The organism is Agrobacterium sp. SORGH_AS_0440, assembly GCF_031453135.1.
GTDB classification, from domain to species: Bacteria; Pseudomonadota; Alphaproteobacteria; order Rhizobiales; family Rhizobiaceae; genus Agrobacterium; species Agrobacterium pusense.
Genome location: NZ_JAVIYR010000002.1, coordinates 64,337 through 85,830 on the forward strand (window position 1 = coordinate 64,337; position 21,494 = coordinate 85,830).

At 59.3% G+C, this 21,494-nt stretch carries 22 protein-coding genes and 1 tRNA gene; 15 read left to right on the top strand and 8 right to left on the bottom strand.

The window, feature by feature from the left end:
- The first annotated feature begins 8 nt into the window (after window positions 1-8).
- The 5 genes from QE453_RS09535 to QE453_RS09555 all read left to right on the top strand — a co-directional run bounded on the left by QE453_RS09535 (window position 9) and on the right by QE453_RS09555 (window position 3,994).
- Window positions 9-992, top strand: coding sequence for a tripartite tricarboxylate transporter substrate-binding protein (locus QE453_RS09535; RefSeq protein WP_004439144.1), 984 nt, complete (start codon window positions 9-11; stop codon window positions 990-992).
- 100 nt (window positions 993-1,092) lie between these two features.
- Window positions 1,093-1,554 carry a tripartite tricarboxylate transporter TctB family protein gene (locus QE453_RS09540; RefSeq protein ID WP_004439147.1) on the top strand — a complete coding sequence of 154 codons (462 nt, stop codon included), beginning with the start codon at window positions 1,093-1,095 and terminating at the stop codon, window positions 1,552-1,554.
- Between the two features lie 9 nt (window positions 1,555-1,563).
- Window positions 1,564-3,069 carry a tripartite tricarboxylate transporter permease gene (locus QE453_RS09545; protein ID WP_004439149.1) on the top strand — a complete coding sequence of 502 codons (1,506 nt, stop codon included), beginning with the start codon at window positions 1,564-1,566 and terminating at the stop codon, window positions 3,067-3,069.
- 148 nt (window positions 3,070-3,217) lie between these two features.
- Window positions 3,218-3,430: a SlyX family protein gene (locus tag QE453_RS09550; RefSeq protein ID WP_006699817.1), complete on the top strand. Its 213-nt coding sequence runs from the start codon at window positions 3,218-3,220 to the stop codon at window positions 3,428-3,430.
- Window positions 3,431-3,442: 12 nt separating this feature from the next.
- The gene (locus QE453_RS09555) at window positions 3,443-3,994 is read left to right on the top strand and encodes a DUF924 family protein (protein WP_244405428.1); all 552 of its coding nucleotides are present in this window, start codon (window positions 3,443-3,445) and stop codon (window positions 3,992-3,994) included.
- Window positions 3,995-4,060: 66 nt separating this feature from the next.
- Here QE453_RS09555 and dnaJ read toward each other — a convergent pair whose 3' ends face one another.
- The 3 genes from dnaJ to QE453_RS09570 form a co-directional block, all read right to left on the bottom strand.
- Window positions 4,061-5,197 (bottom strand): molecular chaperone DnaJ, encoded by a 1,137-nt coding sequence (dnaJ, locus tag QE453_RS09560; protein ID WP_004439156.1) that lies wholly within the window; start codon window positions 5,195-5,197, stop codon window positions 4,061-4,063.
- An 89-nt stretch (window positions 5,198-5,286) separates the two neighbouring features.
- Window positions 5,287-7,188 carry a molecular chaperone DnaK gene (gene dnaK, locus QE453_RS09565; protein ID WP_004439158.1) on the bottom strand — a complete coding sequence of 634 codons (1,902 nt, stop codon included), beginning with the start codon at window positions 7,186-7,188 and terminating at the stop codon, window positions 5,287-5,289.
- A 307-nt stretch (window positions 7,189-7,495) separates the two neighbouring features.
- Window positions 7,496-7,585: transfer RNA gene (locus tag QE453_RS09570), tRNA-Ser, on the bottom strand.
- 220 nt (window positions 7,586-7,805) lie between these two features.
- Between QE453_RS09570 and QE453_RS09575 the strand changes: the two genes are divergently transcribed.
- The 10 genes from QE453_RS09575 to deoA all read left to right on the top strand — a co-directional run bounded on the left by QE453_RS09575 (window position 7,806) and on the right by deoA (window position 17,031).
- Window positions 7,806-8,123 carry a hypothetical protein gene (locus QE453_RS09575; protein ID WP_004439161.1) on the top strand — a complete coding sequence of 106 codons (318 nt, stop codon included), beginning with the start codon at window positions 7,806-7,808 and terminating at the stop codon, window positions 8,121-8,123.
- A gap of 63 nt (window positions 8,124-8,186) precedes the next feature.
- Window positions 8,187-8,837: a peptide-methionine (S)-S-oxide reductase MsrA gene (gene msrA / locus QE453_RS09580; protein WP_309778115.1), complete on the top strand. Its 651-nt coding sequence runs from the start codon at window positions 8,187-8,189 to the stop codon at window positions 8,835-8,837.
- A 214-nt stretch (window positions 8,838-9,051) separates the two neighbouring features.
- Complete coding sequence (locus QE453_RS09585) at window positions 9,052-10,044, top strand: BMP family protein (RefSeq protein WP_004439166.1); 993 nt, start codon at window positions 9,052-9,054, stop codon at window positions 10,042-10,044.
- Between the two features lie 82 nt (window positions 10,045-10,126).
- Window positions 10,127-11,632 (top strand): ABC transporter ATP-binding protein, encoded by a 1,506-nt coding sequence (locus QE453_RS09590; protein ID WP_034496172.1) that lies wholly within the window; start codon window positions 10,127-10,129, stop codon window positions 11,630-11,632.
- Between the two features lie 7 nt (window positions 11,633-11,639).
- A complete protein-coding gene (locus QE453_RS09595; RefSeq protein WP_004439171.1) occupies window positions 11,640-12,743 on the top strand; it encodes an ABC transporter permease in 1,104 nt (367 codons plus the stop codon).
- A gap of 6 nt (window positions 12,744-12,749) precedes the next feature.
- Window positions 12,750-13,721 (top strand): ABC transporter permease, encoded by a 972-nt coding sequence (locus tag QE453_RS09600; protein ID WP_004439173.1) that lies wholly within the window; start codon window positions 12,750-12,752, stop codon window positions 13,719-13,721.
- A 4-nt stretch (window positions 13,722-13,725) separates the two neighbouring features.
- Window positions 13,726-14,142, top strand: coding sequence for a cytidine deaminase (locus QE453_RS09605; protein ID WP_004439175.1), 417 nt, complete (start codon window positions 13,726-13,728; stop codon window positions 14,140-14,142).
- Window positions 14,142-14,942 carry a purine-nucleoside phosphorylase gene (locus QE453_RS09610; RefSeq protein ID WP_022555368.1) on the top strand — a complete coding sequence of 267 codons (801 nt, stop codon included), beginning with the start codon at window positions 14,142-14,144 and terminating at the stop codon, window positions 14,940-14,942. Before QE453_RS09605 ends, QE453_RS09610 begins: the two co-directional genes overlap by 1 nt.
- Window positions 14,943-14,944: 2 nt before the next feature.
- Window positions 14,945-15,718, top strand: a complete 774-nt coding sequence (deoC, locus tag QE453_RS09615; protein WP_244405422.1) for a deoxyribose-phosphate aldolase — start codon at window positions 14,945-14,947, stop codon at window positions 15,716-15,718.
- Window positions 15,715-17,031 (top strand): thymidine phosphorylase, encoded by a 1,317-nt coding sequence (gene deoA / locus QE453_RS09620; protein WP_107339871.1) that lies wholly within the window; start codon window positions 15,715-15,717, stop codon window positions 17,029-17,031. The genes deoC and deoA overlap by 4 nt, the downstream gene beginning before the upstream one ends.
- Here deoA and QE453_RS09625 read toward each other — a convergent pair.
- The 5 genes from QE453_RS09625 to QE453_RS09645 form a co-directional block, all read right to left on the bottom strand.
- Window positions 17,024-17,545 (bottom strand): TIGR02281 family clan AA aspartic protease, encoded by a 522-nt coding sequence (locus QE453_RS09625; protein ID WP_004439183.1) that lies wholly within the window; start codon window positions 17,543-17,545, stop codon window positions 17,024-17,026. The genes deoA and QE453_RS09625 overlap by 8 nt on opposite strands.
- A gap of 131 nt (window positions 17,546-17,676) precedes the next feature.
- Window positions 17,677-18,306, bottom strand: a complete 630-nt coding sequence (gene upp, locus QE453_RS09630) for a uracil phosphoribosyltransferase (RefSeq protein ID WP_004439188.1) — start codon at window positions 18,304-18,306, stop codon at window positions 17,677-17,679.
- 95 nt (window positions 18,307-18,401) lie between these two features.
- A complete protein-coding gene (locus QE453_RS09635; RefSeq protein ID WP_060942476.1) occupies window positions 18,402-19,379 on the bottom strand; it encodes an adenosine deaminase in 978 nt (325 codons plus the stop codon).
- Window positions 19,376-20,596: a phosphopentomutase gene (locus QE453_RS09640; RefSeq protein WP_278067138.1), complete on the bottom strand. Its 1,221-nt coding sequence runs from the start codon at window positions 20,594-20,596 to the stop codon at window positions 19,376-19,378. The genes QE453_RS09635 and QE453_RS09640 overlap by 4 nt, the downstream gene beginning before the upstream one ends.
- A gap of 113 nt (window positions 20,597-20,709) precedes the next feature.
- The gene (locus tag QE453_RS09645; protein ID WP_309776969.1) at window positions 20,710-21,471 is read right to left on the bottom strand and encodes an SURF1 family protein; all 762 of its coding nucleotides are present in this window, start codon (window positions 21,469-21,471) and stop codon (window positions 20,710-20,712) included.
- Between the last annotated feature and the right edge of the window lie 23 nt (window positions 21,472-21,494).

Genomic DNA, 21,494 nt, shown 5'->3' on the forward strand with positions numbered 1-21,494 from the left:
AGGAATCGATGAAAATACTGAAGACAGTTTCCGGCCTTGCTGCCGCCGCTGCCGTTTCCCTTTTCGCGCTGTCCGCATCCGCTCAGACCTATCCCGAGCGTAACATCACCATGGTCGTGCCTTTCTCGGCCGGTGGCCCGACGGACACGGTGGCGCGTCTTGTGGCTGAATCCATGTCGAAGGATCTCGGCCAGCAGATCATCGTGGAAAATGTCGGCGGCGCCGGCGGCACGCTTGGCGCCGGCCGCGTTGCCTCGGCAGATCCCGATGGTTACACCATCCTTCTCCACCACATCGGCATGGCGACCAGCGCCACGCTCTATCGAAAGCTCGCTTACGACACGACCAGTGCTTTCGAATATGTTGGTCTGGTCACGGAAGTACCGATGACCATCCTGTCGCGCAAGAACCTTGAGACCACGGACCTCAAGGGGCTGATCGATTACGCCAAGGCGAACAAGGACAAGGTCACCGTTGCCAATGCCGGCATCGGCGCGGCCTCTCATCTGTGCGGCATGCTGTTCATGAGCGCCATCGAGACGCCGCTCGTTACCGTTCCCTACAAGGGCACCGGTCCTGCCATGACCGACCTGCTCGGTGGCCAGGTCGACATCATGTGCGACCAGACCACCAACACCACCAAGCAAATCCAGGGCGGCACTGTGAAGGCTTACGCCGTAACCTCGCCGAAGCGGCTGGATGTGCTGAAGGACGTGCCGACAGTTGCCGAAGCTGGCTTGCCCAAACTCGAAGTCGGCATCTGGCACGGCATCTACACGCCGAAGGGCACGCCTGCGGAAATCAACGAAAAGCTCTCCAAGTCGCTGCAGGTCGCGCTGAAGGACAAGAATGTCGCGGCGCGTTTTGCCGAACTCGGCACTACGCCGTCGCCGGAAAGCGATGCGACACCGGCGGCGCTGAAGGCCAAGCTTGAAAGCGAAATCGCCCGCTGGAAGCCGGTGATTGAGGCTGCCGGCCAATATGCCGACTGATGAACGCGGAAAGACCGGCGGTTTCCTGCCGCCGGTCGACCGTGATCAACTTTAACAGGCGAACCGGCTGAATGTCGGCCGCCGTGGAGGGGCATCTTTCATGAAGTCGTTATTTAATGACCCTGCCGAAGCAGTCTGCGGGGCAATTTTTATGGGGCTTGGCGTTTTTTTTGCCTTGCAGTCCTATGGTCTGGAAATCGGAACCGCCTTCCGTATGGGGCCGGGCTACTTCCCGCTGGTACTCGCGATCATCCTGATCCTGCTTGGCGGCGTCATATTCCTGCGCGCAACCCGGCCGGCTGGCGAGGGCATCGGCGCAATCGCCTGGCGCGGCATATTTTTCATCCTGCCTGCACCGATCTTTTTCGGTTTCACTGTTCGGGGCCTGGGTTTTGTGCCGGCGCTGTTTTTCAGCGCGCTCATTGCGTCCTTCGCCTCACACAAGATGAGCCCGTTGATGGCGGTCGTTCTTTCCGCGGCTATCACTGTCTTCTCCGTCGCTGTTTTCAATTATGGTCTTGGCCTGCCTTTCCAGCGCTTCGGCCCCTGGCTCAACTTCTGAGGTATAGCGATGGATTTGCTCGATAATCTTGCGCTCGGTTTCGTCACCGCCTCGTCGCTGGCAAACCTCTTTTTCTGCCTGATCGGCGTGCTGCTTGGCACCCTCATCGGCGTTCTGCCCGGCATCGGCGCGACGGCGACGATCGCCATGTTGCTGCCGATCACCTTCCAGCTTGAGCCCGTCTCGTCGCTGATCATGCTCGCCGGCATCTATTACGGTGCGCAATATGGTGGATCGACCACGGCGATCCTGATCAATATGCCCGGCGAATCGTCCTCTGCCGTCACCGCCATCGATGGTTACCAGATGGCACGCAAGGGCAAGGCGGGTGCAGCGCTTGCCATCGCCGCCATCGGATCGTTCTTCGCCGGCACGGTGTCAACCTTCCTCGTCGCAATCTTCGCGCCGCCGCTCACGGCAATCGCGCTGGAATTCGGCGCGGCGGAATATTTCTCGCTGATGGTCGTCGGCCTTGTGTCTTCCATCGCGCTCGCCCATGGCTCCATCGTCAAGGCGTTGGCCATGGTCGTGCTTGGCCTGCTGCTCGGTCTCGTCGGAACGGATATCTATAGCGGCACGCCGCGCTTCACCCTCGGTATCCGCGAATATGCCGATGGCCTGAATTTCGTGGCTGTGGCTGTGGGTGTCTTCGGTATCGCCGAAATCCTGCGCAACCTCGAAAACGAGCGGACCCGTTCGGTGCTGATCGCCAAGGTTAGCGGCTTGATGCCGACCAAGGATGATTTCAAGCGAATGGTAGGGCCGGTTCTGCGCGGCACGGCCATTGGTTCGGCTCTCGGCATCCTGCCGGGTGGCGGGGCGATCCTTGCCGCCTTTGCCTCCTACACCGTGGAGAAACGTGTCTCCAAGAACCCGGAAGAATTCGGTCATGGTGCGGTCGCCGGTGTGGCCGGTCCGGAATCGGCCAACAATGCCGGCGCCCAGACGTCGTTTATTCCGCTGCTCACGCTCGGCATTCCGGCCAATCCGGTGATGGCGCTGATGATCGGCGCGATGATCATTCAGGGCATCGTTCCCGGTCCGAATGTGGCGACCGAACAGCCAGCGCTGTTCTGGGGCATCATCGCCTCCATGTGGATCGGCAATCTGATGCTCGTCATCCTCAACCTGCCGCTGATCGGGCTGTGGGTGAAGCTGCTGACGGTGCCCTACTACGTGCTCTTCCCGATCATCATGGCCTTCTGCGCCATCGGGGTCTACAGCGTCAATTCAAACGTCTTCGATCTCTATGCCGTCGCCTTCTTCGGCTTCATCGGTTACGTGCTGGTGAAACTGCGCTGCGAACCTGCCCCTTTGCTGCTCGGCTTCGTGCTCGGTCCGCTGCTGGAGGAGAACCTGCGGCGCGCCATGATCCTGTCGCGTGGCGATCCGTCGACCTTCGTGACCCGGCCGATCAGCGCCACCCTGCTTTTCATTGCGCTCGCCGTGCTGATCATCGTCTTCCTCCCCAGCGTGAAAAAGAAGCGCGAAGAGGTTTTCGTAGAAGAAGACTGAGAATGCGATAAACTCAAAAGGCCGGCGATGTCTCCATCGCCGGCTTTTCTGTCTCTGTTTCCGCCATGCCGAATTCGCTTCACGAAAGCGACATATAGTTGACTCGCGAGCCTTTAGGCCCAAGGAAGGGCTGGAAAGAGAGGTCACCATGACGTCGGAAACCGAAGAACGGATCATCGCGCTCGAGGAAACGGTCGCGCATCAGGTGAAGGTGATAGAGGAACTGTCGGACCAGCTGGCGGAGCAGTGGAAGGTTGTTGAACAGACCCGCGCCAAGCTTGATCGCCTGACGGAGCGGTTCCTGAGTCTTGAGGAGCAGTCATTGGACGCGCCCGCCATCACAAGGCCACCGCATTACTGACGGGAGAACAGCATGAAAAACGACACAGCCAAGCTCGCTGAAGAAATCGTCGATTTCTGGAAGAAGGCTGGCCCGGAAAAATGGTTCGACAAGGACGCCGCCTTCGACAGTCACTTTCACGACCGGTTCCGTGACGCTCATTTCGCTGCCGCAAGGCGGGAACTGGATGGCTGGCTGGAGGGTGCAGAAAGCAGCCTCGCCTTGATGCTGCTGCTGGATCAGTTTCCGCGCAACTGCTTTCGCGACACGGCCCACATGTATGCGACCGATCCTCTGGCGCGGCTTTTGGCCGATGAAGCCGTCCGGCGCGGACATGATCAGGCAGTGAGTGAGGATCTGCGGGTCTTCTTCTATCTACCGTTTTCTCACGCAGAAGATCTGGAGGCGCAGCACCGGGCGTGCCGTCTCAATCGGCCGCTCGGCGGGCTTTATCTGCATCACGCCGAAGAACATCGCGAGATCATCGAACGTTTCGGCCGCTTTCCGCATCGTAACAAGATATTGTTGCGGGAAACGACACCGGAGGAGCGGCGATATCTGGAAGAGGGCGGCTTTTCAGGCTGACCCCAAAAAGAAAACGCCGCCAGTCCAAGGGATGGCGGCGTTTCTGATGGTGAAGAACGGCGGCACTCAGCCGTCGAAGAATTCCTTCATCCGGGCGAAGAAGCCCGTCGATTCCGGATTATTCTCCTTGGAAGACAGCTGCTCGAACTCCTGCAGCAGCTCGCGCTGTCGCTTGCTGAGTTTCTGCGGCGTCTCGATCTGAATCTGGATATAGAGATCGCCCGTCTGCGCCGAACGCAGCACCGGCATGCCCTTGCCCTTCAGACGGAACTGCTTGCCCGGTTGGGTGCCTTCCGGAACCGTGACGCGCGACTTCGTGCCATCGAGCGTCGTGACATCGAAGGTGCCGCCAAGCGCTGCCGTCGTCATCGAGATCGGCACGGTGCAATAGAGATCGGCTCCATCACGCTGGAAGAACTCATGCGGACGCACGGACAGGAAGATGTAGAGATCGCCCGCCGGACCGCCACGCATGCCGGCTTCGCCTTCGCCCTGCAGGCGAATGCGTGTGCCATCCTCGATGCCCGAGGGAATGTTGACCGAGAGCGAGCGCTCTTCCGTTACGCGGCCCTGACCATGGCACTTGCCGCAGGGGTCGGAGATCGTCTGTCCACGGCCATGGCAGGTGGGGCAGGTGCGCTCCACCGAGAAGAAGCCCTGCGCGGCGCGCACGCGGCCTGAACCCTGGCAGGTGGCGCATGTCTTCGGCTGCGTGCCGGGCTTGGCGCCCGAGCCGGAACAGACGTCGCAGGTGATCGAGGTCGGAACCCTGATCTGCGCCGTCTTGCCGGTGAAGGCTTCTTCCAGCGTGATTTCCATGTTGTAGCGAAGATCGGCACCGCGTTCGCGACCGCCGGAAGACCGGCGCGCGCGACCGCCGCCCATCATCTCGCCGAAGATGTCTTCGAAAATATCCGAGAAGCCGCCATTGGCGAAACCGCCGCCGCCAAAGCCGCCACCGCCGCCCATGCCGCCATTTTCAAAGGCCGCATGGCCGAAACGATCGTAGGCCGCGCGCTTCTGCGGATCCTTCAACGTTTCGTATGCTTCGTTGATTTCTTTGAATTTCCGTTCGGAATCGGCATCATCAGGGTTTTTGTCCGGATGGTACTTCATCGCGAGTTTGCGGAAGGCGCTTTTCAGCTCTTTTTCGTCCGCAGTCTTGCTGACGCCGAGTGTTTCGTAAAAGTCTGCTTTCGCCATTCAGTTAACAAGCCCCGCAAATGGATTTCCGGCTGCACGCGGCAGCCGGATGTCTTGCATAAATTGTCAGGAGACGGAAAGTCGCGCGATTATGCGGACTTCTTGTCGTCCTTGATTTCTTCGTAGTCGGCGTCGACAACGTCATCCTTGCCGCCTTCAGAAGCATCGCCGGCCTCGGCCTGCTGCGCTTCATAGATGGCCTGACCGAGCTTCATGGAGACTTCCATGAGGGTCTGGGTCTTCGCCTGGATGTCGTCGGCGTCAGGCTCGGAAGCCTCAACCGCGGTCTTCAGGGTGGCAATGGCGTCTTCGATCGCCTTGCGGTCGGTTTCGGAAACCTTGTCACCATATTCCTTCACCGACTTCTCGGTAGAATGGATGAGGCTTTCAGCCTGGTTCTTGGCTTCCACGCCCGCACGACGCTTCTTGTCGGCCTCAGCATTGGCTTCGGCGTCCTTGACCATCTTTTCGATGTCGGCGTCAGAAAGGCCACCGGAGGCCTGGATGCGGATCTGCTGTTCCTTGCCGGTGCCCTTGTCCTTGGCCGAAACCTGCACGATACCGTTGGCGTCGATATCGAAGGTAACTTCGATCTGCGGAACACCACGCGGTGCCGGCGGCAGGCCAACGAGGTCGAACTGACCAAGCAGCTTGTTGTCCTGCGCCATTTCGCGCTCACCCTGCGAGACGCGGATGGTCACGGCCGACTGGTTGTCTTCGGCGGTCGAGAAGGTCTGGCTCTTCTTCGTCGGGATCGTCGTGTTGCGATCGATCAGACGCGTGAAGACGCCACCCAGCGTTTCGATGCCGAGCGACAGCGGGGTCACGTCGAGCAGCAGAACGTCCTTGACGTCGCCCTGCAGAACGCCGGCCTGAATGGCCGCGCCCATGGCAACAACTTCATCAGGGTTCACGCCCTTATGCGGCTCCTTGCCGAACAGCTGCTTGACGACTTCCTGCACCTTCGGCATGCGGCTCATGCCGCCGACGAGAACGACTTCATCGATCTCGGAAGCGGAGACGCCGGCGTCCTTGAGCGCTGCCTTGCAAGGTGCAACGGTGCGCTGCACGAGGTCGTCGACCAGGCTTTCGAACTTCGCACGGGTCAGCTTCAGCGTCAGGTGCTTCGGACCGGAAGCATCAGCCGTGATGAACGGCAGGTTGATTTCGGTCTGCTGCGAGGACGACAGTTCGATCTTCGCCTTTTCGGCTGCTTCCTTGAGGCGCTGCAGAGCGAGCTTGTCGTTCTTCAGGTCGATGCCCTGATCCTTCTTGAACTCGCCGGCCAGATATTCGACCAGACGCATGTCGAAGTCTTCACCGCCAAGGAAGGTATCGCCGTTGGTGGACTTCACTTCGAAGACGCCGTCGCCGATTTCCAGAACGGAAATATCGAAGGTGCCGCCGCCAAGGTCATAAACGGCGATCGTCTTGCCGTCCTTCTTGTCGAGGCCGTAAGCGAGTGCTGCCGCGGTCGGCTCGTTGATGATGCGCAGAACATCAAGACCGGCGATGCGGCCGGCATCCTTGGTTGCCTGGCGCTGCGCGTCGTTGAAGTAGGCGGGAACGGTGATGACGGCCTTCTCGACCTTTTCACCGAGATAGGCTTCAGCGGTTTCCTTCATCTTCTGCAGGATCATCGCGGAAATCTGCGAAGGGGAATAATTCTTGTCCTGCGCCTTCACCCAGGCGTCGCCATTGTCACCCTTGACGATCTCGAAGGGAACAAGAGCCTTGTCCTTCTCGACGGTCGGGTCTTCATAACGGCGGCCGATCAGGCGCTTTACCGCAAACAGGGTGTTAGTCGGATTGGTGACCGCCTGGCGCTTGGCCGGCTGGCCGACAAGGCGTTCGCCATCATCGGAAAATGCCACCATGGACGGCGTGGTACGTGCGCCTTCCGCGTTTTCAATAACTTTCGTGTCCTTGCCATCCATCACTGCGACGCAGGAGTTGGTTGTGCCAAGGTCGATACCGATTACTTTTGCCATGCTCTTCTCTCCTTGAAGCGCGCTGTCTGAACCCCGTGAGGCATTCCTTTGACAGCACCTTGACTTGGATTTGCAGCCTTCGCTGCTGTTATGCGGCGTATATAAGGAGCGATTTTTGCGGCTGCAAGGCGCAAGAGCAGGGGAAAGGCAGCAAAAAAGCGCCGGAAACTCTTTCTTTGCAGATGCATAGCCATCAAGGCTTGCGTAAGCCGAAAAACGCGACTTTGACGCTATGCTGCGCTGTCGTCCGGCGCCGAAGGCACAAGGACTTCCGGGATGCCACTATAATGGTTTGAAGTGGGCGAAATGGCGGACAGGGTGGGATTCGAACCCACGGTACGCTTTCACGCACACACGCGTTCCAGGCGTGCGCCTTAAACCACTCGGCCACCTGTCCTTTTTCAAGTCTGCATGTCATGAAGAATGCAAATCACTGGAACGGCGCGATATATACCGATGAATTCGCAGGGATCAACACGAATCTGACAGTTTTTTGAATTGTCGGCAATTTCATGCCTTTCGATGCGATTGCAATCGCGTTTTCCGGCCTTTATCCATGCAGGAAATGTTTCAAAATGTGGCTGCCGTAAGCGGCAGACCGTGAGCGAGGTATCCCAATGAAAGCTTTTTTGCGGTTTTTGAGCTTTCTTTTCCTCGCCGCAGCGATTTTTCTGGGTGTGCTCGATTCGATCCGCTCTGTTTCCACGTCATCAGTCACCATCACCGGCATATTGTCAGTCTGGAACTATCTTCTTCCTGCTTCGCGAACCATGGTGGAAGCGTCTCTGGCTCACTATATTCACCCTGAAGCGTGGCGCTTCATAGAAAATGCCCTGTCGGCACTGCCTGCGTTTGCCTTTTTCCTCGCTCTGTCCCTCCTCTGCTGGATGGCCGGTTACAGAAAATACAAGGCGACGAGACGTTTGTCGGTCTGACGGGGCTGGCGCCCGCGGATGTGAACCGTGAGAAGCGGCGGAACTGGCCGCATGGAGGACCGAATGTTCCTGTTCGATACGCTTTCTAAAAAAACGACGATGCCGACCGAAGAGACGGCGTTGCCTGGCCGTGAAGAGGCTCTCGTTGTGCCGGAACTTCACTTCGTCAACGGCAGACCTCTGAAGGGGCCTTATCCGGATGGCTCCGAGACCATCTATCTCGGCATGGGTTGCTTCTGGGGCGCGGAGCGGTTGTTCTGGAAGACGCCCGGCGTTTGGGTGACGGCGGTCGGTTATGCCGGCGGCTTTACCCGCAATCCGACCTATCAGGAAACGACGACGGGTCAGACGGGCCATGCCGAGGTGGTCAAGGTTGTCTACGATCCGGCGACGATCTCGCTCGGGGCGCTCTTGAAGATATTTTTCGAGGAGCACGATCCCACTCAAGGCATGCGGCAGGGCAACGACATCGGCACGACCTATCGTTCCGCCATTTATGCGACGACGGAAGGGCAGCTGCAGCAGGCGCAGAAAGCTCGAGACGCATTTCAGCAGGCTCTGGAAGAGGCTGGCCATGCCGGCGCCATCACCACCGAGATCGGCCCGCTTGAAACGTTTTATTATGCTGAGGACTATCACCAGCAATATCTTGCCAAGAACCCGGGTGGCTACTGCGGCCTCAGGGGAACCGGCGTAAGCTGTAATATCGACTAGTTTTTTTGCAGTTCTGCCCGGTGGAAAGACTAAAAAATCGCCAGATCAAAGTTTTTCCACCGGGTCAAAAAAACCGGATGAATTTTTCATTGAGCCATGCAAGGATATGAGGCAAGCACAGCCGGTATAACGGCTGGCGGTTCCGCAGACATTCCCGGGAAACGGGATTGCGGGAGGACCCTTAAAATATCAATTGCAACAACAGGGCTGCACAATGAAAAAATCCCTTCTGACGCTTTTTGCGCTTGCCGCAATGTCGGCCTCCGCGCTCGCCGCGGATATCAAGCCTGCGCTGGTCTATGGCACGGGCGGCAAGTTCGACAAGTCGTTCAACGAGGCCGCTGCGGCCGGCGCTGAAAAGTTCAAGGCGGAAACGGGCATCGAATTCCGCGACTTCGAACCGACCAGCGACACGCAGGGCGAACAGGCCATCCGCAACTTCGCCAGCAAGGGTTTCAACCCTGTCGTCGCCGTATCCTTCGCCTGGACGTCGGCCATGGAAAAGGTTGCCGCCGAGTTCCCCGACACCAAGTTCGTCATCGTCGATTCCGTCGTTGAACTGCCGAACGTCCGCTCGGTCGTCTACAAGGAGCACGAAGGTTCTTATCTCGTCGGTCTGCTGGCCGGCATGGCTTCCAAGACCGGCAAGGTCGGGTTTATCGGCGGCATGGACATTCCGCTGATCCGCAAGTTCGCCTGTGGTTACGCTCAAGGCGCCAAGGCTGCCAACGACAAGATCGAAGTCTTCCAGAACATGACCGGCACCACCGGCGCTGCCTGGAACGACCCTGTGCGCGGCGGCGAGCTTACCAAAAACCAGATCGATCAGGGCGCGGATGTGATTTACGCGGCAGCCGGTGCGACCGGTATCGGCGTGCTCCAGACTGCCGCCGACAACAAGAAATTCTCGATCGGCGTCGATTCCAACCAGAACCACCTGCATCCCGGTTCGGTTCTGACCTCGATGGTCAAGCGCGTCGATCTGGCCGTTTACAACGCCTATAAGGACGCCAAGGATGACAAGTTCACGCCTGGCATCGTTGCTCTCGGCGTCAAGGAAGACGGCGTTGCCTACGCGCTCGACGATAACAACAAGGCGCTCATCACGCCTGAAATGACTGCTGCCGTGGACAAGGCCAAAGCCGACATCATCTCCGGCGCCGTCAAGGTCCATGATTACATGGCGGACAATTCCTGCCCGAAATGATATGATATGTGGCTGGGGCGCATGATGTTTTTCATCTTGCGCCCTTTTCATATCCAGCCTTCGGAGAGGTTTCGGTTTGAATATGGACCCTGCAATCGAACTCGTGGGCATCGACAAGAAATTCGGTGCCGTACACGCCAACAAGAACATCAATCTGACAATTGCCAGGGGTACGATCCACGGCATCATCGGGGAAAACGGTGCCGGAAAGTCGACTTTGATGTCGATCCTCTACGGTTTTTACCAGGCGGATGCCGGTGAAATCCGGGTGAACGGCACGCCGGTTTCGATCCGCGATAGTCAGGCCGCCATCAATGCCGGTATCGGCATGGTGCATCAGCACTTCATGCTGGTCGAAAATTTTACCGTGCTGGAAAATGTCATGCTGGGCGCAGAAGGCGGTGCGCTGCTGGCCAATGGCCGGGCTGGTGCACGCAGGGAGCTGAAGCGCCTGGAAGACGATTATGGACTGGAAGTCGATCCCGATGCGGTGATCGAGGAATTGCCAGTCGGCCTCCAGCAGCGCGTCGAAATTCTGAAAGCCATGTATCGTGGCGCGGAGATCCTGATCCTTGACGAGCCAACCGGCGTTCTGACGCCGGCAGAGGCCGATCACCTGTTCAAGATCCTCGGCGTGTTGCGTGATCAGGGCAAGACAGTCATTCTCATCACCCATAAGCTGCGCGAGATCATGGCGATCACGGACTCCGTCTCCGTCATGCGTCGTGGCGAGATGGTGGCGACCCGGAAGACCTCCGAGACGAGCGTCGAGGAGCTGGCCGAACTGATGGTCGGCAGACGGGTGCTGCTGCGGGTGGAGAAGGGCGAAACGACGCCGGGCGACGTTCTTCTGTCGATCCGCAATCTCACCGTCAAGGATAGCCGCGGCGTCACCATGGTCGATGACGTTTCGCTGGATGTCCGAGCAGGTGAAATCGTCGGTATAGCCGGTGTCGCAGGCAACGGCCAGTCGGAGCTGCTGGAAGCCATCGCTGGCATCCGAAAGCCCTATTCCGGCGAAATCTGGGTGGACGGAAAGAAGGTGGATCGCCCCGATCCCGCAATTTTACGCAGGCTTGGCCTCGCCCACATCCCGGAAGACCGCCATCACATGGGGCTGGTGCTGAAATTCGAGGAATATGAAAACTCCATCCTTGGTTATCATCACGACGAACGTTACGGCAAAGGGCCGTTCCTCAACCCCGAGGCCATTCGCAGGGATGCGGTCGAGAAGATCGAGAAATACGATATCCGCCCGCCAAACCCGCAGCTGAAGACCGCCAACTTTTCCGGCGGCAACCAGCAGAAGATCGTTGTCGCCCGTGAAATCGAGCGTGACCCCAAGATGCTGATCATCGGCCAGCCGACACGCGGCGTGGATATCGGCGCGATCGAATTCATTCATCGCCGCATCATCGAAATGCGCGATGCTGGCAAGGCGATTTTGCTGGTTTCCGTCGAACTCGATGAAATCCGGTCGCTGTCGGACAGGATCATGGTCATGTTCGCAGGCCGGGTCGTCGGAGAAAAAACGGCGGAAGCCGAAGAACAGACGCTGGGCCTGATGATGGCCGGCATCGCCGCATGAGGCATGAATGAGCACCGCTTCCGTACCGCTGCCAAACTGGATTACTTACGGCCTCCTGCCGTTTCTCAATGTCGTTACCGCCTTTCTGATTTCCGGCCTCGTTGTCTGGTCCATCGGTGAAAACCCGCTGGCGGCGCTGCGCCTGCTGATCGAAGGGGCGCTCGGCCGTGGTGATGCCATCGGCTTCACGCTGTTTTATACGACGAGTTTCATCTTCACCGGCCTCTCCGTCGCCGTCGCCTTCCATGCCGGGCTCTTCAACATCGGCTCCGAAGGTCAGGCCTATGTCGGTGGCCTTGGCGCGGCACTGGTGGCGCTGGCACTCGATCGTTATGTGCCGTGGTACGTGACGATGCCCTTCGCCGTCATCGGCGCTGCTGTTTTTGGAGCCGCCTGGGCCTTCATTCCGGCCTGGCTGCAGGCAAAACGCGGCAGTCACGTGGTCATCACCACCATCATGTTCAACTTCATTGCTGCGGCCTTGATGGTTTACCTGCTGGTGAACGTGCTGATCGTGCCCGGCAAGATGGCGCCGGAAACCCGCACTTTTCTGCCGGGCGGCCAATTGCCGAAACTCGACTGGCTGATGGCTCTCTTCGGCCTGAAGCTTGGTCCGGCGCCGTTTAACGTCTCCTTCCTGATAGCGTTGGTGATGTGTTTTCTGGTCTGGGTGCTCATCTGGCGCACCAAGCTCGGTTATGAAATGCGCACGCTCGGCATCAGCCCCTCCGCCGCCATTTATGCCGGTATTCCCTATGCACGCACCGTCATCATCGCCATGCTCATCTCAGGCGGTCTGGCGGGCATGATGGCGCTGAACCCGGTTATGGGCGCGTCGGCCCGTCTGCAGGTGGAATTCGTCGCCGGTGCGGGCTTCGTCGGTATCGCCGTGTCGCTGATGGGCCGAAGCCATCCGCTCGGCATCATCTTCGCGGCATTGCTGTTCGGCATTCTCTATCAGGGCGGCGCAGACCTTTCCTTCGAGATGCCCAACATTACCCGCGAGATGATCGTGGTCATTCAGGGTCTTGTGATCCTTTTCGCCGGCGCGCTGGAATATATGTACCGGCCTGCAATCGTCCGCATTTACCAGCGTCTGGCAAAGGGGTGAGCTGACATGGATTTCTTCGATATGCTGGTCAGCATTCTGGGCTCGACCGTTCGTCTCACCATTCCGCTTCTCTTTACCGCACTGGCCGGGCTCTTTTCCGAGCGGGCCGGCGTGTTCGATATCGGCCTTGAGGGCAAGATGCTGGCAGCGGCCTTCGCTTCCGCCTGCGTTGCCTATATCACGGCGAACCCCTGGGCTGGCCTCTTGGCCGGTATTGCCGTCTCGATCCTGTTCTCGCTGATCCACGGCTTTGCTGTCATCACCAATCGCGGCAACCAGATCGTGTCGGGCGTGGCGTTGAACTTCATTGCCGCCGGCCTGACCGTGGTGCTGGGACAGGCCTGGTTCGGCCAGGGCGGACGCACACCGCAGCTTCCGGGCGAGGGGCGTTTTGCCCCGATCATCCTGCCCGGCGCTGATGCCATGCGCGAGGTTCCCTTCATCGGCCCGCTCTATGCAAACGTCATTTCCGGCAACAACATCCTCACCTATCTTGCCTTCCTGGCGGTGCCGCTGTCCTGGTGGGTGCTTTACCGAACGCGTTTCGGCCTGCGCCTGCGCGCGGTCGGTGAAAATCCGGGCGCTGTCGATACGGCTGGTATCTCGGTGACATGGATGCGCTTCCGCGCTGTCATTGTCGCCGGTTTTCTCTGCGGTTTTTCGGGCGCCTATCTTGCTGTGGCTCAATCCGCTGCCTTCATCGCCAACATGTCGGCGGGCAAGGGCTACATCGCGCTCGCAGCGTTGATCTTTGCGAAATGGAAGCCGGTGCCGGTCATGTTCGCCTGCCTTCTGTTCGGTTTTCTGGATGCTGTCGCGAACTTCATGCAGGGTAAATCCGTGCCTGGCATCGGCGAAGTGCCGGTGCAGATATTCCAGGCCATGCCCTATATTCTGACCTGCATCCTGCTTGCGGGTTTCATCGGCGTTGCCAAGCCCCCGAAGGCCGGTGGCGTTGCTTATGCGAAGGAGCGTTAACCCCATGTCCTCCGACCCGAAATCCGATCCGCAGGCCCATGCCCTGTTTGAGGCGGCAGTAGAGGCCATGGCCTTCGCCCATGCCCCCTATTCAAAATTTCCGGTCGGTGCGGCAATCCGCGCCGAAGACGGCAAGATCTACAAGGGCGCCAATATCGAGAACATCTCCTTCCCGCAGGGCTGGTGCGCAGAACCATCAGCCATCAGCGCCATGATCATGGGCGGGGCGAAAAAGATCAATGAAGTCGCCGTTATCGCCGAGAAGCTGCCGCTCTGCTCTCCTTGTGGCGGCTGCCGCCAGAAGATCGCCGAGTTCGCCACGCCGGAGACAAAGATCTATCTTTGTGACGAAACCGGCGTCCAGAAGGTCATGACCATGGAAGAGCTGCTACCCTCCGTCTTCAAGACCGAGCTGCCCTGATGACCGACGGTTTGATCGACATTCTGGTGGACCGCCTGAACGGCCTCATGCCGCGCGTCGCCATCGTGCTTGGCTCCGGTCTGGGATCGCTGGTGGAAGAGGTGAGCGAGCCGATCCGCATTCCTTACACCGAGCTGCCCGGCTTTCCAGCTGGCGGCGTTTCCGGCCATGCGGGCGAACTGGTGGCCGGTTATCTCGGCGGTGAGCCCGTCATGATGCTGTCGGGTCGGGTCCATTTCTACGAAAAGGGTGATCCCGCAGCGATGCGCCCGGTCATCGAAGCGCTCGCCGGCCTGGGCGTGCAGTCGCTCATCCTCACCAATTCGGCGGGCTCGGTCAGGCAGGATATGCCACCCGGCTCCGTCATGCAGATCACCGATCACATCAATTATTCCGGCATGAACCCGCTGATCGGCGAAGAAAGCGACCGCCGCTTCGTCGGCATGACGACGGCTTATGATCCTGATCTTATGCTTGCCATGCGCAATGCCGCCATCCGTGCGACGGTGCCATTGTTCGGCGGTGTCTATATGTGGTTCTCTGGCCCCAGCTTCGAAACACCGGCGGAAATCCGCATGGCGCGGCTGCTGGGGGCGGATGCCGTGGGCATGTCTACCGTGCCGGAAGTCATCCTTGCGCGCTTTTTCGGGATGCGCGTCGCTGCCGCATCGGTTATTACCAATTACGGTGCCGGCATGACCGGCGCGGAACTGAGCCATGAAGAAACCAAGGACATGGCTCCCGTGGGTGGCAAAAGGCTTGCCGCCATTCTGAAGGAAATGATCGCAGGAGGAGCGTGACCATGGAACTCCAGCGTCCGCGCGAAGCGGCTGCCCTCACTTTGTCCTTGCTGGACCTCACCAACCTCAAGGAAGACTGCACGCCACAGCAGATCGCCGCGCTCTGCCAGCGGGCGCATACGGAGTTTGGCAATACGGCCGCCATCTGCATCTGGCCGCGTTTCGTGGCGCAGGCGCGCGCCGCCTTCGGAAAGGACCACGCGATCCGCATTGCAACGGTCGTCAATTTTCCGTCGGGTGATCTTGATGTCGCAACCGTGGTCGCGGAAACCGAGGTGGCGATCCGCGACGGTGCGGATGAAATCGATCTTGTCATTCCCTATCGCAAATTCATCGCGGGCGATGAAACCGCGGTTTCCGACATGGTGGCCGCCGTTCGCAAGGCCTGCCCTACACCCGTGCTGCTCAAGGTCATTCTCGAAACCGGCGAGCTGAAGGACAGGGCCCTGATCCGTCGGGCTTCCGAAATTGCCATTGCCGAAGGCGCCGATTTCATCAAGACCTCGACAGGCAAGGTTGCCGTCAACGCCACGCTGGAGGCGGCTGACATCATGTTGCAGGCGATCCGCGACAGCAAACAGAAGGTGGGCTTCAAGCCGGCCGGCGGGATCGGTACCGTGGAGGACGCGACACTTTACCTGCGGCTGGCGGAAACCATCATGGCGCCGAACTGGGCCATGCCTTCGACGTTCCGTTTCGGCGCTTCAGGTCTCCTTGACGACGTGCTGAACGTTCTGGCCGGCGGAGAGCCCGCCAGGACCGCCAGCGGGTATTGAGCTTGATCCCGCAGGAAACCATCCGCCGCAAACGCGATGGCCTGGCGCTCTCGCCGCAGGAGATCGCCGCATTCATCGAAGCGCTGTCGAAAGACGGCATCTCGGAAGGGCAGGCGGCGGCTTTTGCCATGGCGGTGTTTTTCCGTGGCATGAACCGGGATGAGATGGTGGCATTGACACTTGCCATGCGTGACAGCGGTGATGTCCTGTCCTGGAGCGATATCGGCAGGCCGGTTGCCGACAAGCACTCGACCGGTGGCGTTGGAGACAATGTCTCTCTGATGCTCGCCCCGATCGTAGCCGCCTGTGGTCTCGCTGTGCCGATGATTTCCGGCAGGGGCCTTGGACATACCGGCGGCACGCTGGACAAGCTGGAAGCGATTCCCGGTTACAATGTCATGCCGGACGAGGCTCTGTTTCGCCGGGCGGTGAAGACGGTCGGCTGTGCCATCATCGGTCAGACGGGTGACCTCGCCCCCGCTGACAGACGCCTCTATGCCATTCGCGATGTGACCGCGACGGTCGATTCCATACCGCTGATTACGGCTTCCATCTTGTCGAAGAAGCTGGCGGCCGGGCTGCAGACGCTTGTGCTTGATGTCAAGGTAGGCAACGGCGCCTTTATGCAAAGCATTGACGATGCACGGACGCTCGCCCGCGCGCTGGTCGATGTGGCTGTTGGCGCAGGTTTGCCGACAACGGCGCTGATAACAGATATGAACCAGCCGCTTGGCGATGCCGCCGGCAATGCCGTTGAAATCGTCAATTGTCTCGATTTTCTGGCTGGTCGCAAGGCTGGTAGCCGTCTGGAAAACGTGGTTCTGTCTTTCGCGGCGGAAATGCTCGTGCAGGCTCAAAAAACGGCCACACTGGAAGAAGGCGCAGCACTGGCGTCGGCCGCCCTCTCCTCCGGCCGGGCAATGGAAATTTTCGCGCGAATGATTTCGGCATTGGGCGGGCCAACGGATTTCGTTGAAAATCCTTTCCTTTATCTGCCGTCCGCGCCAGTCACTCTTCCGGTCCAGGCCGTGAGCAGCGGCTGGCTGACATCCTGCGCAACGCGCGAACTCGGCATCGCCGTCGTCGGACTTGGCGGCGGCAGACGAAAACCCTCGGACAGGATCAATCCCGCCGTTGGTATTTCGAATATTCTGCCTCTTGGGATGAAGGTGGAAAAGGGAGAACCGATTGCCATTGTCCATGCAGCGTCCGGAGAAGACGCAGCCTACGCCATTAAAGCGATAACGGCCTGCTATGGAATCAGCGACGACGCGCCGGAAGTCGCTGCACCCGTTCTCGAGCGTATCACCTGACCAGCCGCATTTCGCCGCCAGAAACCTTGAACGACGATAATTGCTTCAGGAAGCTCATGCCGACCAGCATGTTGCTCAGTGCATTGTCCTTCAGCACCATGGCGTCGACATTCTGCACGCGGATCGTGCCTATCTCCACCCGGTCGAGCTTCACATAGGCGGCCATGGTCTGACCGTTGGCGGTTGAGATCGCGTATTTGAAATCCAGACTGTTGACGCCGTATCCGAGCCGACGTGCAATCGTCTCATTGATGGCAACCGTTGAAGCACCGGTGTCGATAAGTCCGTCGAATGATTTGCCGTTGATACGAAAGGTGGCGTTGAAGTGGCCGCGGGCGTCAGCTTTCAGATTGACTCCGCCCAACGAAACAGGCTGGGGTTTGGCTGCTTCGGCCACAATTTCGGTTTTTGCTACGCTGCTTTCCGGGCGCGGCTGAAATTTGTCCATCAGAACGGGTATTTGCGTGGCGCCGATGGAAAGGCCAACAAGCAGAAAAATCGCGCGCGCCAGCAAGTCTTCACTCCTCCGAGGGCCGGTTACCCCTGGCAAGAATAGACGCAAAACATGCCGAAATCTTAAAAGAAAAAGCCATCCGCCGCTGATCGGGCGGCGAATGGCGTAAAAGGTTAAGCGATGATGAATGGTTACTTGGTGCCGTACATGCGGTCGCCGGCATCACCGAGGCCGGGAACAATGTAACCCTTCTCGTTCAAATGCCTGTCGATCGCGGCGGTGTAGATCGGCACATCGGGATGTGCCTCACGGAAATTCTTGATGCCTTCGGGGGCTGCCAAAAGACACAGGAAGCGGATGTTCTTCGCACCACGCTCCTTCAGCTTTTCCACGGCGGCGATGGAGGAGTTGCCGGTCGCCAGCATGGGGTCGACAACGATGACCAGACGGGCATCGAGGCTTTCGGGAGCCTTGAAATAATATTCGACGGCCTCGAGCGTATCGTGGTCGCGATAGACGCCGACATGGGCAACGCGCGCCGAAGGCACCAGTTCGAGCATGCCTTCCAGAAGGCCGTTGCCTGCGCGCAGGATGGAGGCGAAAACCAGCTTCTTGCCTTCCAGCACTGGTGCCTGAATGGTCTCGAGCGGCGTATCGATGGTTTCCATCGTCATTTCAAGATCGCGCGTCACTTCATAGCAGAGCAGCGTCGAAATCTCCCTGAGCAGGCGGCGGAAGCCGGCTGTGGAGGTTTCCTTCTTGCGCATGATGGTGAGTTTGTGCCGCACCAGCGGATGTTCGATGACTGTGACGCCGTCCATGAAACTGGCCTTCCTTTTTTCTTGTGCCCCTGTAATTGACCGAAAGTCGGCTTTTCGCAAGCCTTCTTCGTGGTTTTACCCTGCCAACAGCTGCATCAGGCGCCGTCGAGTTTTTTAAGCAGCCTTCCGCGCGTTGCCTCGTCAACGAAGGCACATTCCAGTGCGGTGCGGGTCATGCTGTTTATCTCGCCATCGCTGAAGCCGAACTCGTCGGCGGCCAGCGCATATTCCCGTGCAAGTGAGGTAAAGAAGAATGGCGGGTCGTCGGAGTTGATGCAGACCCGCACTCCCGCGTCGCTGAGGGCTCTGAGCGGATGGCTGGCGAAGTCGGGATAGACCTTGAGCGCAATATTGGAGCCGGGGCAGACTTCAAGGACTGTTCCGGTTTCGGCGAGCCGTGCAACGAGACCGGCATTCTCGATTGCCCGCACGCCATGCCCGATGCGGGATGGTTTGACGAGATCGAGTGCATCGGCCACGCTTTCCGGCCCGCAAACCTCGCCGGCATGAATGGTCAATCCAAGGCCGGCATCGCGTGCGATATCGAAGGCGCGCGCATAATCGGCGACGCGGCCCATACGCTCCTCGCCCGCCATGTTGAACCCCGTCACCAGCGGATGTTGGGTGCGCGCCGCATATTCGGCCGCGGCGATCACCCGCTCCGGACCGAAGTGCCGCTCGCCTGTGACGATGATGCGGGTTTCGATACCCGTCTTGTCCCTTGCAATCCGGATGCCTTCGGCAATGCCGGCCAGATAAGCGTCGGCGCCAAGCCCGATGCGGTCGCCATGGTCGGGCGAAATGATCAGTTCGCTATAGATCGTATTGGCTTCCGCGAGTTCGGTCAGATAGGCCTCGGTGAGAACGGCATAATCCTCATCCGTCTTGAACACCTGTGCCACCGCATCATAACAACGGATGAATTCGGCGAAATCCGACCATACATATTGGCCGTTCCGCAGAAAGCTGCTGGTGTCGATCCCGTATTTTTCAGCCTGTTTCGCGACGAGGGCGGGCGGGGCCGCACCTTCGATGTGGCAGTGAATTTCCGCCTTCAGCAAATGCGATGTCAAATGAAGCTCCTGCCGTGAGAACCGGCCTCGATACCTAGATGGTGGGCGATGCTTTCGCCGATATCGGCGTAGCTTGAACGAATGCCGACATCGCGCGAGCGAATGCCCGGGCCGAATGCCATGATCGGCACCCTTTCCCGTGTGTGGTCCGTGCCCCGCCATGTGGGGTCGCAGCCGTGATCGGCGGTAAGAAGAGCGATATCGCCAGGCGCCATCTTGCGGTGGATTTCGGGGATTCGCGCATCGAAAGCCTCAAGGGCGGCGGCGTAACCGGCAACGTCGCGCCGATGGCCATAAAGCATGTCGAAATCGACGAAATTGGTAAAGACGAGATCGCCGTTTTCTGCCTCGTCGATAGCCTGCAGCGTCGCATCCATCAGGGCGGCGTTGCCGTTTGCCTTGATGACGCGTGAAACGCCCTGGTGGGCATAGATATCGCCGATCTTGCCGATGGCGTGCACTTTTCGGCCGGCCTCCACAAGCCGGTCGAGCAGAGTAGGCTCCGGTGGCAGCACGGAAAAATCACGGCGGTTGCCGGTGCGTTCGAAGGTCGCGACCGTTTCGCCGATGAAGGGACGCGCGATGACGCGGCCTATGTTCAGCGGATCGAGCAGCTTGCGTACCGTCTCGCAGAGCGCGATGAGCCGCCCCAGGCCAAAATGCGTTTCGTGCGCGGCAATCTGGAACACGGAATCCGAAGATGTGTAACAGATCGGCTTGCCGCTCCGGATATGTTCTTCGCCGAACCGCGCGATGATCTCGGTGCCGGAAGCATGGCAATTGCCGAGAATACCCGGAAGATCCGCCTCCTCGCAGATCGCTTTCACCAGTTCCGGCGAAAACGCATCGCCCTCCGTCGGAAAATATCCCCAGTCGAACGTCACCGGCGTTCCCGCGATCTCCCAGTGACCGGACGGAGTGTCCTTGCCCTTCGAAACCTCGCTGGCGCAGCCATGCAGGCCAAAAATGCGTTCCGGCGCCTCCATACCGACGGGAATGTCACCACTTGCCTGCCTTGCGATCTCCAGCAGGCCGAGCGAACACATGTTCGGCAGCTTCAGCGGTCCGGACCGTAGTCCCGTTCTGTCAGCTGCACCGGCAGCGCAGAATTCCGCGATGTGACCGAGCGTATTCGCTCCAAGATCGCCATAGTGCTCCGCATCGGGCGCACCGCCGACGCCGAAGGAATCCAGAACGAGAAGAAATGCTCTTGCCATAACTCACCGAAACGAAGCTGCGCCGACGGGCATGTCAGGCCGAACTGTCGTTATAGATCAGCAAAACGTGAAGAAGGAAGGGGTTTTGTGAACCATTCGGTAAAATCGGCCGCTCAATCCTTGCCCTGCTTTGACCTCGGGGCGTTCAGATTGCGCAGCACATACCAGCCCGCCGCGACGACCATGGCCGCGAGAATGTACCAGGTAATGGCGTAGGAGAGATGGTTGTTGGGGAAGGTAAGCATTGTCTTGCCGCCGACCGGCAGACCGCCGGGGTTGGGTGCCGCATCGGCATCGACATAAAACGGTGCGACGCCCGTAAGGCCGGAGGCCTGCGATATCTGCGGAATATTGCGGGAGTACCAGCGTCCATTTGCGGGGTCATTGGTGCGGAGGAAAAGCCCGCCTGTTTCGGGGGCACGCATCAGCCCGATGACCTCCGCGCCGCCTGTCGGCTGACCTTCCTGTCGCGATGACGGATCTCGCCTGTCGGACGGGACAAAGCCGCGATTGACGATGATGCTCGTGCCATCATCTCGTCTCAGCGGTGTCATGATCCAGTAACCCGGGCCGAGATCGGTAACGGTATAGACCTGGACCTCTTTGTCGTTGAGGAAAGTGCCCGAAAGTCTCACACGGCGATATTCGTACTCCGCTGGCTCGCCGAGCGCCGGCCACTCCCCGGCGGCGGGCGCATCGGTGGGCTCCGCGTGCGCACGGGCCTCGACACGCTCAATCAGGTCGAGCTTCCAGGAAAGTCTTTTGACCTGCCAGGTTCCAAGAGCCAGCAGCAGCCCTGTCAGGGCGACGGTCAGAAACAGAACGACGATGGCTGCGGGGCGAATGCCGCGCTTGGGGGGCGTTGTTTTGGTCATGTCACGGTCCTTGAGAAGCGTGT

Coding starts and splice junctions, on each gene's coding strand:
- upp (WP_004439188.1), bottom strand. CDS start 18,306: ATGGACGGCGTCACAGTCATCGAACATCCGCTGGTGCGGCACAAACTC.
- QE453_RS09535 (WP_004439144.1), top strand. CDS start 9: ATGAAAATACTGAAGACAGTTTCCGGCCTTGCTGCCGCCGCTGCCGTT.
- QE453_RS09605 (WP_004439175.1), top strand. CDS start 13,726: ATGTCCTCCGACCCGAAATCCGATCCGCAGGCCCATGCCCTGTTTGAG.
- QE453_RS09640 (WP_278067138.1), bottom strand. CDS start 20,596: ATGGCAAGAGCATTTCTTCTCGTTCTGGATTCCTTCGGCGTCGGCGGT.
- deoC (WP_244405422.1), top strand. CDS start 14,945: ATGGAACTCCAGCGTCCGCGCGAAGCGGCTGCCCTCACTTTGTCCTTG.
- QE453_RS09645 (WP_309776969.1), bottom strand. CDS start 21,471: ATGACCAAAACAACGCCCCCCAAGCGCGGCATTCGCCCCGCAGCCATC.
- QE453_RS09550 (WP_006699817.1), top strand. CDS start 3,218: ATGACGTCGGAAACCGAAGAACGGATCATCGCGCTCGAGGAAACGGTC.
- QE453_RS09600 (WP_004439173.1), top strand. CDS start 12,750: ATGGATTTCTTCGATATGCTGGTCAGCATTCTGGGCTCGACCGTTCGT.
- QE453_RS09555 (WP_244405428.1), top strand. CDS start 3,443: ATGAAAAACGACACAGCCAAGCTCGCTGAAGAAATCGTCGATTTCTGG.
- QE453_RS09545 (WP_004439149.1), top strand. CDS start 1,564: ATGGATTTGCTCGATAATCTTGCGCTCGGTTTCGTCACCGCCTCGTCG.
- dnaK (WP_004439158.1), bottom strand. CDS start 7,188: ATGGCAAAAGTAATCGGTATCGACCTTGGCACAACCAACTCCTGCGTC.
- QE453_RS09610 (WP_022555368.1), top strand. CDS start 14,142: ATGACCGACGGTTTGATCGACATTCTGGTGGACCGCCTGAACGGCCTC.
- QE453_RS09540 (WP_004439147.1), top strand. CDS start 1,093: ATGAAGTCGTTATTTAATGACCCTGCCGAAGCAGTCTGCGGGGCAATT.
- dnaJ (WP_004439156.1), bottom strand. CDS start 5,197: ATGGCGAAAGCAGACTTTTACGAAACACTCGGCGTCAGCAAGACTGCG.
- msrA (WP_309778115.1), top strand. CDS start 8,187: ATGTTCCTGTTCGATACGCTTTCTAAAAAAACGACGATGCCGACCGAA.
- QE453_RS09585 (WP_004439166.1), top strand. CDS start 9,052: ATGAAAAAATCCCTTCTGACGCTTTTTGCGCTTGCCGCAATGTCGGCC.
- QE453_RS09595 (WP_004439171.1), top strand. CDS start 11,640: ATGAGCACCGCTTCCGTACCGCTGCCAAACTGGATTACTTACGGCCTC.
- QE453_RS09575 (WP_004439161.1), top strand. CDS start 7,806: ATGAAAGCTTTTTTGCGGTTTTTGAGCTTTCTTTTCCTCGCCGCAGCG.
- QE453_RS09590 (WP_034496172.1), top strand. CDS start 10,127: ATGGACCCTGCAATCGAACTCGTGGGCATCGACAAGAAATTCGGTGCC.